12 protein-coding genes and 2 pseudogenes are annotated in these 15,487 nt (G+C 69.1%); 11 read left to right on the forward strand and 3 right to left on the reverse strand.

Going from position 1 to position 15,487, the window contains the following annotated elements:
* The 3 genes and pseudogenes from U9979_RS08550 to U9979_RS08560 form a co-directional block, all read left to right on the forward strand.
* Positions 1-770 (forward strand): annotated as a pseudogene (locus U9979_RS08550) (hypothetical protein); the annotation flags it as partial.
* A 379-nt stretch (positions 771-1,149) separates the two neighbouring features.
* Positions 1,150-2,832: an energy-dependent translational throttle protein EttA gene (ettA, locus tag U9979_RS08555; protein WP_322748380.1), complete on the forward strand. Its 1,683-nt coding sequence runs from the start codon at positions 1,150-1,152 to the stop codon at positions 2,830-2,832.
* A gap of 22 nt (positions 2,833-2,854) precedes the next feature.
* Positions 2,855-3,178: a YciI family protein gene (locus tag U9979_RS08560; RefSeq protein WP_322778942.1), complete on the forward strand. Its 324-nt coding sequence runs from the start codon at positions 2,855-2,857 to the stop codon at positions 3,176-3,178.
* 67 nt (positions 3,179-3,245) lie between these two features.
* Here the strand turns inward: U9979_RS08560 and U9979_RS08565 are convergent, their stop codons facing one another.
* Both U9979_RS08565 and U9979_RS08570 read right to left on the reverse strand, forming a co-directional pair.
* The gene (locus tag U9979_RS08565) at positions 3,246-3,659 is read right to left on the reverse strand and encodes a globin (RefSeq protein WP_322778949.1); all 414 of its coding nucleotides are present in this window, start codon (positions 3,657-3,659) and stop codon (positions 3,246-3,248) included.
* Between the two features lie 56 nt (positions 3,660-3,715).
* Entirely contained in the window at positions 3,716-5,371 is a 1,656-nt protein-coding gene (locus U9979_RS08570) for an alpha-amylase family glycosyl hydrolase (RefSeq protein ID WP_322778943.1), read from the reverse strand.
* 109 nt (positions 5,372-5,480) lie between these two features.
* Here U9979_RS08570 and U9979_RS08575 point away from each other — a divergent pair, with 109 nt between their 5' ends.
* A complete protein-coding gene (locus tag U9979_RS08575; RefSeq protein ID WP_322778944.1) occupies positions 5,481-6,899 on the forward strand; it encodes a SpoIIE family protein phosphatase in 1,419 nt (472 codons plus the stop codon).
* Positions 6,900-6,966: 67 nt separating this feature from the next.
* On the opposite strand, the gene U9979_RS08580 is transcribed toward U9979_RS08575, so the two are convergent.
* On the reverse strand, positions 6,967-7,482 hold the full coding sequence (locus U9979_RS08580; protein ID WP_322748376.1) for an HNH endonuclease: 516 nt from the start codon (positions 7,480-7,482) through the stop codon (positions 6,967-6,969).
* A gap of 319 nt (positions 7,483-7,801) precedes the next feature.
* On the opposite strand from U9979_RS08580, the gene U9979_RS08585 reads away from it, so the two are divergent.
* From U9979_RS08585 to U9979_RS08615, 7 genes and pseudogenes are all read left to right on the forward strand, one after another.
* Positions 7,802-9,076: a mechanosensitive ion channel family protein gene (locus tag U9979_RS08585; protein ID WP_322778945.1), complete on the forward strand. Its 1,275-nt coding sequence runs from the start codon at positions 7,802-7,804 to the stop codon at positions 9,074-9,076.
* 137 nt (positions 9,077-9,213) lie between these two features.
* Positions 9,214-9,957: a response regulator transcription factor gene (locus U9979_RS08590; RefSeq protein WP_322748385.1), complete on the forward strand. Its 744-nt coding sequence runs from the start codon at positions 9,214-9,216 to the stop codon at positions 9,955-9,957.
* A 102-nt stretch (positions 9,958-10,059) separates the two neighbouring features.
* On the forward strand, positions 10,060-11,646 hold the full coding sequence (locus U9979_RS08595) for a HAMP domain-containing sensor histidine kinase (protein WP_322778946.1): 1,587 nt from the start codon (positions 10,060-10,062) through the stop codon (positions 11,644-11,646).
* Positions 11,636-13,939, forward strand: a complete 2,304-nt coding sequence (gene malQ / locus U9979_RS08600) for a 4-alpha-glucanotransferase (RefSeq protein ID WP_322778947.1) — start codon at positions 11,636-11,638, stop codon at positions 13,937-13,939. Before U9979_RS08595 ends, malQ begins: the two co-directional genes overlap by 11 nt.
* 119 nt (positions 13,940-14,058) lie before the next feature.
* Positions 14,059-14,421, forward strand: coding sequence for a hypothetical protein (locus U9979_RS08605; protein ID WP_322756155.1), 363 nt, complete (start codon positions 14,059-14,061; stop codon positions 14,419-14,421).
* Positions 14,408-14,827: a DUF5130 family protein gene (locus U9979_RS08610; protein ID WP_322748372.1), complete on the forward strand. Its 420-nt coding sequence runs from the start codon at positions 14,408-14,410 to the stop codon at positions 14,825-14,827. Before U9979_RS08605 ends, U9979_RS08610 begins: the two co-directional genes overlap by 14 nt.
* A gap of 230 nt (positions 14,828-15,057) precedes the next feature.
* Positions 15,058-15,300, forward strand: a pseudogene (locus tag U9979_RS08615) (ATP-binding protein); the annotation flags it as partial.
* Positions 15,301-15,487 lie beyond the last annotated feature (187 nt).

Below are 15,487 nucleotides of genomic sequence, written 5' to 3' on the forward strand. Positions count from 1 at the left end.
TTAGTACCGTTGTGCTCGTCTTCGCGGTGGGGGCCAACGTGTCCTTCACCCGACGTGATCGCAATTTGACAAACATGATCACAGCCCAACCCGGGCGAGTACTGGTCATCGTGTCGGCCGACCCGGCGTTCCTCATGCACCCCACGTCGGTGGTGGCCAACTCGCCCGCGATGGACGGCCGGGTGTTGTATGCGGTATCACGAGGCCGCGCCGACTTCACCGTTCTCGCCGATCATCCGGATCGATCGCCGTACCTGCTTCGGTTGCCCGACGGATACAACCGGACACTTGAGTCACCGTCGGCTGCGCGGTTGGAGCGGCTGCGGGTCGTCGACGGGCTGAGCATCGGTGTCGATGTGCGTGCATCGGTTCCGGCCGGGGCTCGCGCGGCCCGGTTGGAGGTGATCTCTGACGGACGTCGAGCGTCCTACTCCCTGGACCCGGCCCGGCCGGTGACCGCTACGCTCACCATCAGCCCCGACAGGGTGGACGTGGCCGGCATCGGTTCCGCTTCCACGATCAGTGCTGTACCTGCGGTGGGTGTACCTACGGCAGGCGTGTTGGCGAAAATGGATCATTCGGTGATATTGGCGTTGTTCTATACGCTGGCGTCTGGTGGCGGTGAACGGTTTCTCGACCGCCAGGATCTCCCGGTCCGCGTCGATGCCGGGACCGGGACCGGGACCGGCGTCAGCGTTGTCGCCCCGGACGGCCAGGTTGGGGCGGTGGGGTCGGGGCTCGCGCCAGCCATCCGGCTGAGCGTTGGGTGACCCCTGATGTCCAGCGGGCCACAAGGCGTGCGGTGATCGTCAGATCGCGCGCCCGGAGGCCGCAGTCCCCAGCGGGCCAAAGGGCGTGCAATGATCGTCAGATCGCGCGCCCGGAGGCTGCAGTCCCCGGAGCATTCGCGGGAAAGAGACTCACGGGACATGGTCGGGGAGTCGGCTCGTACCCTGGTGTGTCGCTCCCGGGTGCATGCCGATCAGCGTCCCGAGGAGTTCCCAATCGCAGCCTGACCCGCATCGCAGCCTGACCCGCATCCCAGCCTGACCCGCATCCCAGCCTGACCCGCATCCCAGCCTGACCCGTATCGCCTGACCCGTATCGCCGCCTGACGTATCAGGCTGCCCGACTCATAAGGTTGACCGCATGGCGCAGTACGTCTTCCAGATGCGCAAGGTGCGCAAAGCCCACGGTGAAAAGGTCGTCCTCGACGATGTCACCCTGTCGTTCCTGCCTGGCGCGAAGATCGGTGTCGTCGGTCCCAACGGCTCGGGCAAGTCGTCGCTGCTGAAGATCATGGCCGGTCTTGACCAGCCCAGCAACGGAGACGCGACGTTGAGCCCCGGTTTCACCGTCGGCATGCTCGCGCAGGAACCGCGGCTGGACGAGGACAAGGACGTTCGCGGCAACGTGGAGGACGGGGTCCGGGAGATCCGTGGAGTCCTCGCGCGGTACGAGGAGATCAACGAGAAGATGGCCGCGCCCGACGCGGACTTCGACGTGCTCCTGGCCGAGCAGGCGGCACTCATCGACAAGATCGAGACGGTGAACGCCTGGGAGCTCGACAGCCAACTCGATCAGGCGATGGACGCGTTGCGGCTGCCGCCGGGTGATGCCGAGGTGACCAGGCTCTCCGGTGGGGAGCGCCGGCGCGTCGCTCTGTGCAAGCTCCTCCTGGAGGCTCCTGACCTGCTGCTGCTGGACGAGCCCACCAACCACCTGGACGCGGAGAGCGTCGCCTGGCTGGAGCAGCACCTGGCGCGCTACGGCGGAGCGGTACTCGCGGTCACCCACGACCGCTACTTCCTCGACAACGTCGCCGGCTGGATCCTCGAGCTCGACCGGGGTCACGCCTACCCCTACGAGGGCAACTACACGACGTACCTGGAGACGAAGGCCGCCCGCCTCAAGGTCGAAGGTGGCAAGGACGCAAAGCGCAAGCGCGTCCTCGCGCAGGAGCTGGAGTGGGTGCGTTCGAACCCGAAGGCCCGCCAGGCCAAGAGCAAGGCCCGCCTCGCCCGCTATGAGGAACTGGCCGCGGAGGCGGACAAGGCGCGTCCCCGCGACTTCGAGGAGATCCAGATCCCACCGGGTCCGCGGCTGGGTAGCGTCGTGATCGAGGCGAAGAAACTCCGTAAGGGTTTCGGCGACCGGGTCCTCATCGACGACCTGTCGTTCTCCCTGCCACGCGGCGGCATCGTCGGCGTGATCGGCCCGAACGGTGTCGGGAAAACCACCTTGTTCACCATGCTGACCGGTGCGGCGGCACCTGACGCCGGCGAGCTGGCCATCGGTGAGACGGTTGACATCGCCTATGTCGACCAGAGCCGCGCGGGCCTCGACCCGAAGAAGAACGTGTGGGAGATCGTCTCCGACGGGCTCGACCACATCATCGTAGGCAAAGTCGATCTGCCGAGCCGGGCGTACGTGTCGGCGTTCGGCTTCAAGGGGCCGGATCAGCAGAAGCCGGTCGGAGTCCTGTCCGGCGGTGAGCGGAACCGGCTGAACCTCGCGCTGACCCTCAAGCGGGGTGGCAACCTCCTGCTGCTGGACGAACCCACCAACGACCTTGACGTTGAGACCCTGCGGTCGCTGGAGGACGCGCTGGGAGAGTTCCCGGGATGCGCGGTTGTGATCTCCCACGACCGGTGGTTCCTGGACCGTGTCACCACCCACACTCTCGCCTGGGAGGGTACGGAGGCCGACCCGGCGCGCTGGTTCTGGTTCGAGGGGAACTTCGCGGACTACGAGGCCAACAAGATCGAACGCCTTGGCGTCGAGGCAGCGCGTCCGCACCGGGTGACCTACCGCAAGCTCACCCGCGAATAGGACTCGACCGTGGGGGAGTGCCGTGGCCGCGCTGAACCGCTATGAGCTGGTCGTTCTCAGGCAGGGACGCCCGCATCCGGCGTCCGGTGAGGATGGCGGGTACGACCGGCGGCATGCCGAGCACCTGAAGTATCTGGAGTCGCTGCGGGCTGCGGGGTCGCTTGTGCTGTATGGCGGGTCGGACGAACCTGACACGCAGCTGCAGGCGGTGCTGCTGTTCCAGACCGGGTCGCTGGATGAGGCCCGTGCCATTGCCGAGGCGGATCCACTGGTGCGGGCGGGCTATCTGGTGATCGAGATCATCCCGTTCCTCTCGGGATTTCGTGCCCCGCGCCGGCCCGGCTGAACGGCACGGCCGCAACGGCTCTGTGAGCGGGCGAGCGGCCCGTCCACAGAGCGGGCCGGGCCGCGGCTCATTCCGGGTGGTTGACCAGTGAGTTGGCCGCCATCGTCAGGTAGTCCCACAGCGGCTGCGCATGCTCGGCGGGCAGGTTCAGCTCGTCGACGGCGGCACGCATGCGGATGAGCCAGGCGTCCCGCTGGGCCGGGCCGATCGCGAACGGTGCGTGACGCAGCCGCAGTCGGGGGTGACCGCGCTGCTCGCTGTAGGTTGAGGGCCCGCCCCAGTACTGGACGAGGAACATCTGCAGCCGCTCCTGGGCGGCGGACAGGTCTTCCTCCGGGTAGAGCGGCCGCAGCAACGGGTCTTCGGCGACCCCTGCGTAGAAGTGGGCCACCAGCCGGTGAAACGTCTCCTCGCCGCCGACCGCGTCGTAGAAGGTATCGGTCGGGCGGGCCATCGCCGGTCGCTGAGTCACACCGACCATTCTGCGCGACGGATCGCGGACCGTCGGGGTGATCCGGGGAACGGCACCTGTTCGGGTCATCGCGGCGCGAGCCATGCGGTGGTGTCCGGGGGAAGGGCCAGCGTGACCCCGTCATAGCCGACCGGGCCGCTGGCCAGGATGAGGCGGCCGGGCAGCGCACATGTCGTGTCCCGCTCGGCGGTCGACATCACGCAGGTCAGACCGGCCTGGTCTGGTGCGCCTGGGACCCCTGGGCGGTCGAACGCGAGGCATCCGGGTGCCAGGTCGTCCCGCCAGCGCAACGCGCCGCCTCCGAGGCAGGCAAGCGCGCGGCGCAGCGCCAGCGCGCCACGGGTCAGCACCAGCGTCGACATCGGGTCGGACGCCTGCGCTTGGGCGGTCAGGTCGGCCCAGGCATCGGGCTGCGGCAGCCAGGGCGTCACGCCGGCGGCGCTGAACCCGAACGGCTGGGCGTGTTCCGACCACGGCAGTGGCACCCGGGCGCCGTCCCGGCCGGGCCGACTCCGGCCGGACCGCTCCCAGACGGGATCCTGGCGGGCTTCGGGCGGCACGTCCACCTCGGGCAGGCCGAGCTCGTCGCCCTGGTAGAGGAACACCGGCCCGGGCAGGGCGAGCAGGGTGAGCAGCGCCGCCCGGGCTCGGCGCAGGCCGATCGCGCCGTCGCCGTCGCCGTCGCCGTCGCCGTCGCCGTCGCCGTCGCCGTAGCGGCTGGCCGGCCGGATCACGTCATGGTTGGACAGCACCCAGGTCGCGGGGGCGCCCACCTCCGCGGTCGCGGCCAGATCCTCGGTGATCGCACTACGCCAGGCCGTGGCCGACCACGGGGCGGCCAGCAGCGAGAACGCGAACGTCAGGTGCAGCTCGTCGGGCCGGACGTAGCGGGCCAGCCGTCGCGGGTCGGCCACCCAGGTCTCCCCGACCAGCGCCCGCGCCTTACCGTCGCGGCGGTCGTAGTCCTCGACGATCGCCCGCCAGCGCTGGTAGATCTCGTGGACGCCGTCCTGGTCCCAGGCGTGGGGCTCGGCCCGCTCCCGGAAGAAGGTGATCGTCTCGCCCGGCGCTGGTGGGTTGTCCGGCAGCAGGTCGTTCTTGACCAGGCCGTGGGTGACGTCGATGCGGAAGCCGTCGACGCCGTGGTCGAGCCAGAAACGGACGGTGGTGTCATGGTCGGCACGCACCTGGGGGTGCCGCCAGTTCCAGTCGGGCTGTTGCGGTGCGAACAGGTGCAGGTACCACTGGCCGTCAGCCACCTGGGTCCAGGCAGGTCCGCCGAACACCGACACCCAGTTGTTCGGTGGCTGCGCCGCATTCTCGCCGCGTCCGTCCCGAAAGATGTAGAGGTCACGCTCGGGGGCACCTGCGCCAGCGGCGAGCGCCGCGCGAAAGGCCGGGTGGGCGTTGCTGGAGTGGTTCGGGACGAGGTCGACGAGCACCTTCAGGCCATGACGGTGTGCGTCGGTCAGGAGCGCGTCGAAGGTGGCCAGATCACCGAACAACGGGTCGACGTCGCGGTGGTCGGCCACGTCATAGCCGTGATCGGCCATGGGTGACCGGTAGAATGGTGTGATCCAGATTCCGTCCACGCCCAGATCGCGCAGATAGGGCAGGCGGGTGGCGATGCCTGCGAGATCCCCGATCCCGTCGCCGCCGGAGTCAGCGAAGCTGCGGATGTAGACCTCGTACAGGACGGCGTCGAGCCACCAAAGGTGCATGGTTCCATCCAAGTCCCGATCCCTGTCGTCAGGCGTGATATCCGCTAACCGAACTAGACTTCGTCGCGTGGAGTTGGTGACTATACGTTATCGTTCGATTTCGCAAAGCATGTGTGACTCGTTGGCTCGGATCCGTCGTGTCCTGGATGGGCGGCGCCGACGTCGCGGGCACGTCCTTCGTCCCCGCAAGCGTGTCGCGCAACGGACGGCGCTCGAGCAGCTCGGATTCCTGTCCGACGCGGGTCTGGCGCTGTCCGGTTCCCTCGTCCCGCAGCGGATCGTCGACATGATCGCATCGCTGGCGGTACCACGGCTCGGTGACGGGGCCATGGTCTTTCTCCGCGACGGCGACGAGATAGGCATCGGCGCGATCGTGCACCGCAACGGCCGGGTCGCGGAGGTCCTGCGCGGCGCCGTCGCCACCGAGCAGCCCAGCCTGGACAACGACTACGCGCCCGGCCTGGTGCTGCGTACCGGACAGACCTGGTACACCCCCTACCTGACCGACGACCTTGCGGCGCGGCTGTCGATCCGGGCTGGGGCCGACAGCCTGTACCACCAGCTCCTGAAGGGACCGTCGATCACCGTGCCGATGCCGGGCCGCGGTCGGGTACTCGGTGCGGTCATGCTCATCCGCGAGTCGGGCACGTACACACCCGTCGAGATCAGCCTCGCCGAGCACCTGGCTCGCCGGGGGGCAGCCGCCCTTGACAACGCCCAGCGCTACAGCGCCGAGCAGGAGTGCGCGCTCACCCTGCAGCGTTCGCTGTTGCCGGCGGACCCGCCGGCCCTGCGTGGGGTGGAGATCGCGGTGGAATACCGTCCCGGCACGGCCGGGACCGAGGTCGGCGGCGACCTCTACGATGTGATCCCGCTATCGGATGGTCGGGTGGGGATCGCGATCGGTGACGTCATGGGACGAGGTCTGCAGGCGGCCGCGGTGATGGGCCAGCTTCGGGCGGCGCTGCGGGCGTATGCCCTGGAGGACTGGGCGCCGGCCGAGCTGCTGTCCCGGCTCGACCGGGTTGTCGACGCCCTTCCCGGGCTGCACCTGGCTACCTGCATGTATGTCGTCTACGACCCCAGGACCCGCCGGGCGACCGTGTCGAACGCCGGTCATCTGCCGCCGTTGCTGGTCATGCCCGACGAGGAGCCGGACTACCTGGTGCTCGATCCGGGCCTGCCACTGGGAGTCGGTGATATCGACGTGTTCTCGGAGACTTCGCTGGAGCTCCCACCAGGCTCCGGAATCGTTCTTTACACCGACGGCCTGGTCGAGTCCCGACGACACCCGCTCCAGGACGGCATGGACCGGCTGCGTCGCGGTCTCGCCAGCGCGACGGACGACATGGCGCCGGCGGGTCCGGCGGGTCCGGCGGGTCCGGCAGGTCCGGCGGGTCCGGCCGTGCCGGCGCCGGCGGTGTCGCAGCCTGTCCCGGCCCGGGTGCTGCTGCGGCGCTGCCTGACCGCTTCCGGGCTGGCCGTGCAGACCGACGACGACACCGCCCTGCTGGTGATGACCACCTGACCCTTCCGGCCGGCGCCGATGGATCGTGGGCAGGCGGACCCCATGCGGGTGGGCGACGCCTCCGGGGTCAGGCGGATGCGGCTTCGTCACCGTCCGAGCTGAGATAGCGCGACCAGCGCGGGTCCATCCGCCGGCTGCCCAGAATGCGCCAAGCGGCTCCGCTCGGCGCTCTGGGAGCCGTGCGAAGCCGCCAGCCAAGATCGGCTACAGCCCGGTCTGCTTTCAGATGATTGCAGCGGCCGCAGGCCGCCACCACGTTCTCCCATACATGTGCGCCCCCGCGGGAGCGGGGGATGACGTGATCCAGCGACGTCGCCGGCGCACCGCAGTAGACGCAGCGGTGATGGTCGCGCGCCAGCACTCCCTTGCGGGTGAGTGGCACCTGGGATCGGTACGGCACCCGGACGAATCGGGCCAACCGCACCACCACGGGTACCTCGACCGCATATGTCGCCGAGTGGAGAACCCGATCTCCGGCCTCGACCATGACTGCCTTCTCGGTGAGCACGAGCACCAGCGCACGCCTCTGTGAGACCACGCATAACGGTTCATACGTGGCATTGAGAACCAGCGCTTCTGTCACGCGCCGACCTCCTCGCCCTACCGGGTGGCGGCCGTCACAAGCTCGCCACCGGTGACACTGAGACAGTCAACCGCCTTCAGAGCTCGAATGCGAGCGGGTTTGCGATTGTCATCGGGTAATCGTTGACACACTGTGCAACCTTGCTCACGTCCGAGCCACTTTACGCGCCTGTTCGTTGACTATACGTCATTCCCTGGCATCAACCCATCGCTCCGCGGCTGCGGCCCATCGGTAAGACTGGGCACCGCGTGGTGCCCGCGAGCGTCGCACCATCCGACGGTCAAGAAGATCGATTGCCTGTGAGGAGCTGAATCCGGCCGTGGCCGACTCCGTGTCCGTGTTTGCCCAGCCGTTCGGGTCGTTACTGAGCCAGGTGGTCGAGGCGTCGAGCTCGCCCGCAGCCGCCGTGCCGACCCCGACCCCGAGCCCGACCGACCTCCCGATCACTCCCAGTCTCGACCAGATCCTTGGTGCGGTCCAGAACGCATGCGGCCAGAAGCCCGGCGTCCTGTGCCGGACGGTTTTCGATCTGACCCACAGTGAGTACCTCGCCGGCGGTGCCAATGTCTTTCTCGGGACACCGCTGAAAATTTTACTGATCTTGATGATCGCCTTTCTCGTCCGGACGATGCTGCACCGCTTCATCGTCCGGACCACCCGGCGGGCCGCCAACGGTGGGCCCAGCGGGCTGTTCCGGTCCGGGCGCGCGATCCTTCTCGGTGCCTTCGGTGATCCGACCGTCCTGCTGGAACGCCGCCGCCAGCGCGCCGAGACGGTCGGGTCCCTGCTGCGCAGTATCACCTCGGTGATGGTGTTCGGGATCGCGTTCGTGACCGTTCTCGGCGAACTGGCCATCAACCTCGCGCCCATCGTCGCCAGCGCCGGAGTGGTCGGCGTGGCCGTCGGCTTCGGCGCGCAGAATCTCGTCCGGGACTTCCTGTCCGGCGTCTTCATGCTCCTTGAGGACCAGTACGGTGTGGGCGACGTCATCGATGTCGGACCGGTCAGCGGGAGCGTCGAGGCGGTCAGCCTACGAGTCACGCGACTGCGGGACATCGAGGGTACGGTCTGGTATGTCCGCAACGGCGAGATCGCGCGGGTGGGGAACAAGGGTCAGCAATGGGCACGCATGGTGCTCGACGTCCCGCTGGACTACGACACCGACGTGGCCAGGGCCAAGCGGATTCTCAAGACGACCGCGGACAAGCTCTGGGCGGAGCCGGCGTTCGCCTCTCTGATCATCGCCGAACCCGAAGTATGGGGGATGGAATCGATGACCGCGGACGGCTACGCGTTGCGGGTGGTCGCCAAGACCCAGCCGCTCAAGCAGTGGGATGTCGCACGGGCACTGCGCGAGCGCGTCCGGGCGGCGCTGGACGTCGAGGGGATCGAGCTCGGCAGCGTCCAGCGCAGCGAGGTTGTCATGATCGACAATGGTGATGATGACGCGACACTGCGGGATCGCGATGACGAGGAGGATCCCGCCGGCCAGGGTTCCACCAGCGTGATCGACAGTGGCCCGCTCCCCGAGCTCGACGGACCCGCTCGGTCGCCGGTGGGTCGATCCACCGGCCCGGCGTCGGTAACCCACTAGCCCACGAGCCTGCTAGCCCACGAGCCCGCTAGCCCACGAGCCCGCTAACTGAACGGTGCATAAGGATCTCGGTAGGCGATGCTGAGATGCCGTCCGGAGGGCTCGTGGAGCCTGACTCGGAGGGCAGACTGTGGGGTGTGCGCGTACTGGTGGTTGATGATGAGCCGGCGGTCCGGGAGTCTCTAGAGCGGTCGCTGCGGTTCGAAGGCTACGAGGTCAGCTCGGCCCGCGACGGTGCCGAGGCGCTGGACGCGGTTACTCGTGACCGCCCGGACATCGTCGTGCTGGACGTGATGATGCCCCGGGTGGACGGCCTGGAAACGTGTCGCCGGCTCCGTGGCCGTGGCGATGACCTGCCGGTACTGATGCTCACTGCCCGTGATGGACTGGCTGACCGGGTCAGCGGCCTGGACGTGGGGGCTGATGACTATCTGGTCAAACCGTTCGCACTCGAGGAACTGTTCGCCCGGCTGCGCGCGCTGACCCGCCGGGCATCGCTGTCCGCCCGGGCCGCGGCCTCGGCTGGCGCGGCCGCGGCGGGAGCGGATCCGTCGACGGCATCCTTCGGCGTGCCCCCGGCGCTGCTCTTCGCGGACGTCCGTCTCGATCCGGGCAGCCGGCAGGTGACCCGTGCGGAGCGGGAACTGACGCTCACCAAGACCGAGTTCGATCTGCTGGAGCTGTTTCTCGTCCACCAGCGTCAGGTCCTGTCCCGTTCCACGATCATGGAGAGGGTCTGGGGGTACGACTTCGGACCGTCGTCGAACTCGCTCGAAGTGTTCGTCAGTTACCTGCGCCGCAAACTGGAGGCCGGCGGCGAGTCGCGCGTGCTGCACACGGTTCGCGGGGTGGGTTATGTCCTGCGGGACGCGGCATCGTGACCAGCCCGACCGTGGCCCATGTGATCGTCGAAGGCGATGTGTACGGGTCGGACCACCTATCGGAGCACGGGCGGGTGCAGGTCCCGTTATGAGAGCCCCCGGATGAGCGCGCGGCCTCGCCATCACCGTTTGTCACTCGCTCATCTGTCGCTGCGTAACCGGATGGCGCTGCTCATCGGCCTCGCGGTGACCGCGGCGGTGGCCGTCGTGGCGGGCGTGGCACTCGGCGCGACCAGCATCGTGCTCGGCCGGTCCATCGACCAGCAACTGATCGAACAGGCCGACGCGGCGACTCACTCGTTCATACGGGACGGATGGCCGGGTGAGCAGCGGTTCCGGTTCAACAGCTTCGGCCTGCTCGCGCAGGCTGTATCCGCCGACGGCATCGCGATTCCGCTGTCCGTCCAGGCGGCCAGACTGCCGGCGGACGCCACCGACGTCGCGGTGGCCCGGCTGCTGGTCAGTCATCAACTGCGCACTGTCACGATTGATGGCGGCCGGTATCGAATGGCGACCGTCCCCATGGACTTTCCCGGCGTCGGTCCGGCTGCGCTGCAGCTGGCGCGGGACATGTCCGACGTCGACCAGACCCTGCGTGCCCTCGGCCTGATCCTGCTCGGCGTGGGGGTGGCGGGGGTAGCCGGGTCGGTGCTGCTCGGCCTGCTGATCGCGCGGGCATCTCTCAAACCGGTGGACGCCGCCGCCGCCGCCGCCGAGGAGGTCGCCCGCACGCAGGACCTGTCCGCGTTGATCCCCGTGACGGGTAGCGACGAAATTGCTCGGATGGCCAACAGCCTCAACAGCATGCTGCGGGCACTGGAGGCCTCCCGTGCGCGGCAGCGTGAGCTTGTCGACGATGCCAGCCACGAGCTGCGCACCCCACTCACCAGCCTGCGGACCAATATCGAACTGTTGCTGCGGGCCGAGGCCAACCCGGATCGCGCGTTGCCCGCGGACGATCGGGACGCGCTGCTGCGCGACGTGGACGCCCAGATCCGCGAACTGAGCGGCCTGGTCAGCGAACTCGTCGAACTTGCCCGCGACGAGGCGCCCACCGAGGATGTCGAGCGCGTCGACCTGACCGAGATCGTCCATGATGCGGCCGACCGGGTGCGTAGGCGCGCCAAGGTCAAGGACGTCCAGATCGTGGTGAGCGCCGTTGCGTCGCCGGTGGACGGACGTCCGCATATGTTGGAACGGGCGGTGACCAACCTGCTGGACAACGCGGTGAAGTTCTCCCCGGATCAGGGCGAGGTACACGTGCAGGTGGGTCCCGGCGAGGTTGTCGTCACCGACGAGGGCCCGGGGATCGCGCCGGCGGACCGCTCCCGGGTCTTCGACCGGTTTTATCGGGCGACGTCCGCGCGTGGGCTACCCGGATCCGGGCTCGGCCTGGCCATCGTGGCCGATGCCGCGGCCGTGCACGGCGGCCAGGTGCGCGCTGAGGCGGCCCCGGGCGGTGGGGCACTGTTGCGCCTGTCGCTCCCGGTTCCCCGGGACGTGCCGTCGCCGTCCTCCTCAGGTGTGCCGTCGGATGTCTGGCCGGGCGCGACCCTGGAGCAGGAGCCTGATCGCGTCCCCCACCGGTGGGAGGAGACCTCGTCACCGGCATCGTCACCGGCATCGTCGTCCACCCGGCCTGCCTACCGCCGATCCTGGCGGGCGAGAGGATCCGGTCGTGCTCTCTGACAACGCCGGTCGTGAATCCGGCCTCGAGGTTGGCGGTCCGGCCGCCGGCCCTGGTGAAATCCTGGCCGCACTGGCGGACGCGCATGGCGTCGCCACCCGTTACGTCGACGCGGACGGCCGGGACGTGCCCGTCGCGGCGGACGTCGTGCGGACCGTGCTCGGCCTGCTCGATGTCGACGTCGCACATCCGGTTGCGGCTCTTGCGCAGGCGCGTGACGCGCCGTGGCGACGTGCGCTGCCGGCCTGCGTCGTGGTGCGGAGGTCCGCGGTCACGCCGGTGATCCTGCGGGTGCCGCCCGGCCCCGTCCGCACCGCCGAGCTCGCGTTCGAAGGTGGTGGGAGCCGCCAGCTGACGGACTGGGGCGAGACCGTCGAACGTCGCACGGTCGACGGTCTGGACCTGCTCGGTATCCCGCTGAACCTGCCCGCCGGCCTGCCGCTTGGTGATCATGAGTTGCGGGTCACAGCCGGTGTGGCCTCGATCACGGCAAAGGTCGTCGTCGTGCCGGACACGCTGCCCGCTCCAGCGGGTGTGACCTGTGCCCGTACCTGGGGATGGATGATCCAGCTGTACGCGTTGCAGTCGGCGGCGTCCTGGGGGATGGGCGACTACGCCGACCTTGCCGCGATCGCCGCGTGGTCCGGGTCGGCCGACGGTCGGCGCGCTGACGTCCTGCTGGTCAACCCGGTGCACGCGGTCGCGCCGACGGTTCCGGTCGAGCCGTCCCCGTACTACCCGGCCAGTCGGCGGTTCGCCTCGGCGCTGTATCTGCGTCCTGAGGACCTCCCTGAATACGCGCAGGTGGACGCCGCCACCCGGGCGCGGATCGATCAGCTCGCCGCCGGGGCCCGCGCGGGGGGCGATCCCGACCTGCTTGACCGGGACGGGGTGTGGCGGGCCAAGAGCGCCGCGTTGGAGCTCCTGTTCACCGCCACGGTCGAGCCGGCCGCACCGGCGGGCGACGATCGGGCCGGCGACGAGCGGGCCGGCGAGGAGGGTCTCGCCGACTTCGCCACCTGGTGCGCACTTGCCGAACGCCACGGTCGGGACTGGCGGCGGTGGCCCGCGGAGCTACATGATCCCCATGGGCCCGCGGTAGCTGCCGCGCGGGTTGAACTGCGTACCCGGATCGCGTTCCACCGCTGGTTGCAACGATGCTGCGATGCCCAGCTCATGGCCGCACAGGCGGCCGCCCGTGATAGCGGTATGACTGTCGGTATCGTTCATGATCTTGCGGTCGGCGTTGATCCCGGTGGCGCGGATGCCTGGGCCTGCCAGGACGTCTTCGCGACCGGCGCGTCCATCGGCGCACCGCCCGATGGTTTCAGCCAACAGGGTCAGGACTGGGCGCTGCCGCCGTGGCGGCCCGACCGGTTGGCCGAGGCCGGCTACGCGCCGTTCCGGCAGATGGTTGCCGCCGTGCTCCGCCGGGGTGGTGGCCTGCGGGTCGACCACATCCTGGGACTATTCCGGCTGTGGTGGATCCCGGCCGGCAACCCGGCCTCGGCCGGTACGTACGTCCGCTACGACGCCGATGCCATGCTGGGGCTCCTCGCCCTCGAGGCGACCCGGGCCGGCGCGCTCGTCGTCGGTGAGGACCTGGGCACGGTCCAACCGTCGGTGGCGGCGACACTGGCCCGGGCCGGAGTGCTCGGGTCGACCGTCGCATGGTTCGAACGTGACGCGCACGGCGATCCGGTTGTGCCGCGCAGGTGGCGGGAACCGGCGATGGCGAGTGTCACCACACATGATCTTCCTACTGTTGCCGGCTACCTGACCGGCGAGCATGTCCGGGTGCGTGCCCGCCGCGGCCTCCTGCGGCAGTCGGTGGAGGCTGAACTCGCCGCCTGGCAGCGGGAACGGGACGCGCTGATCGCGCTGCTGCGCCGTGAAGGGCTGCTCGCCGTCGACCTCGCCACGCTCGACCAGGCTGCCCCCCCGGCATCCGGATCCGGTGCGACCGGTGGCTCGGGTGGCTCGGGTAGTTCCGATGCCTCCGAGAGCCACATGCCTGCTCTGGGCCTTGCCGCGACCCGCGAAGTGGCTTTTGCCCTGCACGGTCTCCTGGCCCGATCACCGTCACGAATCGTGCTCGCGGCACCCGGCGATGCCGTCGGTGACCTGCGCCAGCCGAACCTGCCCGGCACCGTGGACTCCTACCCGAACTGGCGGCTTGCGGTCACCGACGCCGACGGCCGGCCCGTGACCGTCGAGCGGCTACGGGTGGACCCACAGGTACAGCGGCTTGCGCGGCTGCTCGCCTGCGTCCGCGATCAGGTCGACGGCGGGTGACTCGACGGCGGGTGACAGGGGGGCACGGGCCCGCCTTCCGAGGCGGTAGGGGCCTGCGCCACAGTGACAGGCGGCCCTCCCAGACGACCTCGGGCCAATCACCCGGTAACCTTCGGAACGTGACTCGTCGACGTCCACGGCACTTCACTCGCCGTGCACTCACCGTAGCGACACTGGCCGTCCTTGCGATTCCGGCGTTTGCCGGTGCCGCCCTGGCGCAGGACATCGGAGACAGTTACAGCCCCGACCCGCTCACGCCGCTTGAGACATGGCTCGTCTACGGCGGGACGATCGCGGCCGGCTTTCTCATCGCGGTCGTCCTGACCTTCCTGTCGAGCCGGGGGAGCGGCCCGTCCCGTTATCGCCCGGGACGCCCGTGGCAGCACGACGAGATCTGGATCGGCGAGCCGCCCGCGGTCGCAGACGACGAGCGTCCCCATGCGGCGGTACCGGGCTCGGGTGGCGCCAGTGGCACGTGGTGATGCGTTCACTCACGACCAGCTTGATCGACTTGAAGGCGCCCGAGCGGCGGCGGAGGCCCAGACCGGTATTCGCTTCACCGTTCGGGTAGGTGCGGTCGACTGTAACGCCGACCTGTTCGCTGAGCAGGCGTTGGCCAACCTGGTGGACACGACGCGGGACCCCGCCGTTCTGCTCCTGGTGTCGCCCGGCCAGCGGTTTGCCCGCATCGTGACGACGCACGCGGCCAAGGGTCGCATCTCCGACCAGGCCGCCGGGCTCGCCGTCCTGACGATGATCTCCAGCTTCACCCTCGGCGACCTCGTCGGGGGGATCGTCAACGGGCTGTACCAGTTGGCGGACGTGGCCGGTCCGCCGGCAGCGGATTCCCAGCACGCCGGCACTCCGCATCCACAGCCAGAGCCGTAGGCCGGCTCCCGGACGCTCTGTGGGAACGATGTGAATCTGGTGTTGTGGCAGGAGCATCAGATTCACATCGTTAAGAGTGCCCGCCTGTAGAGGAGCGGATCAAGGAGCGGGGCTGGGGTGCGTGCATCGCCGGAGGCCGAGGTTCCCAGACGCTAGTGGAAACACACTTCATATAAGTATGGTTCCACTAGCCTGGCCCCAGCATGCCAGGGATGATCAATGGGAGTGGCGTGCGGCGGCCCGATGACATGTTCGACCGCGAGGCCGAATGGGCGAGCCTGTCGAGGTTCGCCACCGACGCCACGCCCGGCGCCACGCTTGGCGTGGTCACCGGCCGCCGCCGGCAGGGCAAGTCCTTCCTGCTGGAGGCGGTCTGCGAACAGACCGGCGGGCTCTACTTTCAGGCGACCGAGGCCGAGTCACTCCGGCGCTTCGGTGCGCACCTGTCGGAGCATGTCGGCGCGCTCGCTCCGCTGGCACCGAGCACCTGAATCGGCTGGAACAGGCCCGGGAACTGATTGCGGCCACCCGCGATCTCGACACGGAGGGGGCCAGGCTGCTGTTCTTCTCGGCAGCCGGGTTCAGCGACGATCTGCGCGCCCGCGCCACGGCCGACCCCCGCGTGGTCCTCGTCGACCTCGACCGCCTCTACCACGGCGG

It is taken from the genome of Protofrankia sp. Cas4 (genome assembly GCF_963555915.1).
GTDB lineage: Bacteria > Actinomycetota > Actinomycetes > Frankiales > Frankiaceae > Protofrankia.

Coding starts and splice junctions, on each gene's coding strand:
- ettA (WP_322748380.1), top strand. CDS start 1,150: ATGGCGCAGTACGTCTTCCAGATGCGCAAGGTGCGCAAAGCCCACGGT.
- U9979_RS08565 (WP_322778949.1), bottom strand. CDS start 3,659: ATGGTCGGTGTGACTCAGCGACCGGCGATGGCCCGCCCGACCGATACC.
- U9979_RS08570 (WP_322778943.1), bottom strand. CDS start 5,371: ATGCACCTTTGGTGGCTCGACGCCGTCCTGTACGAGGTCTACATCCGC.
- U9979_RS08575 (WP_322778944.1), top strand. CDS start 5,481: ATGTGTGACTCGTTGGCTCGGATCCGTCGTGTCCTGGATGGGCGGCGC.
- U9979_RS08595 (WP_322778946.1), top strand. CDS start 10,060: ATGAGCGCGCGGCCTCGCCATCACCGTTTGTCACTCGCTCATCTGTCG.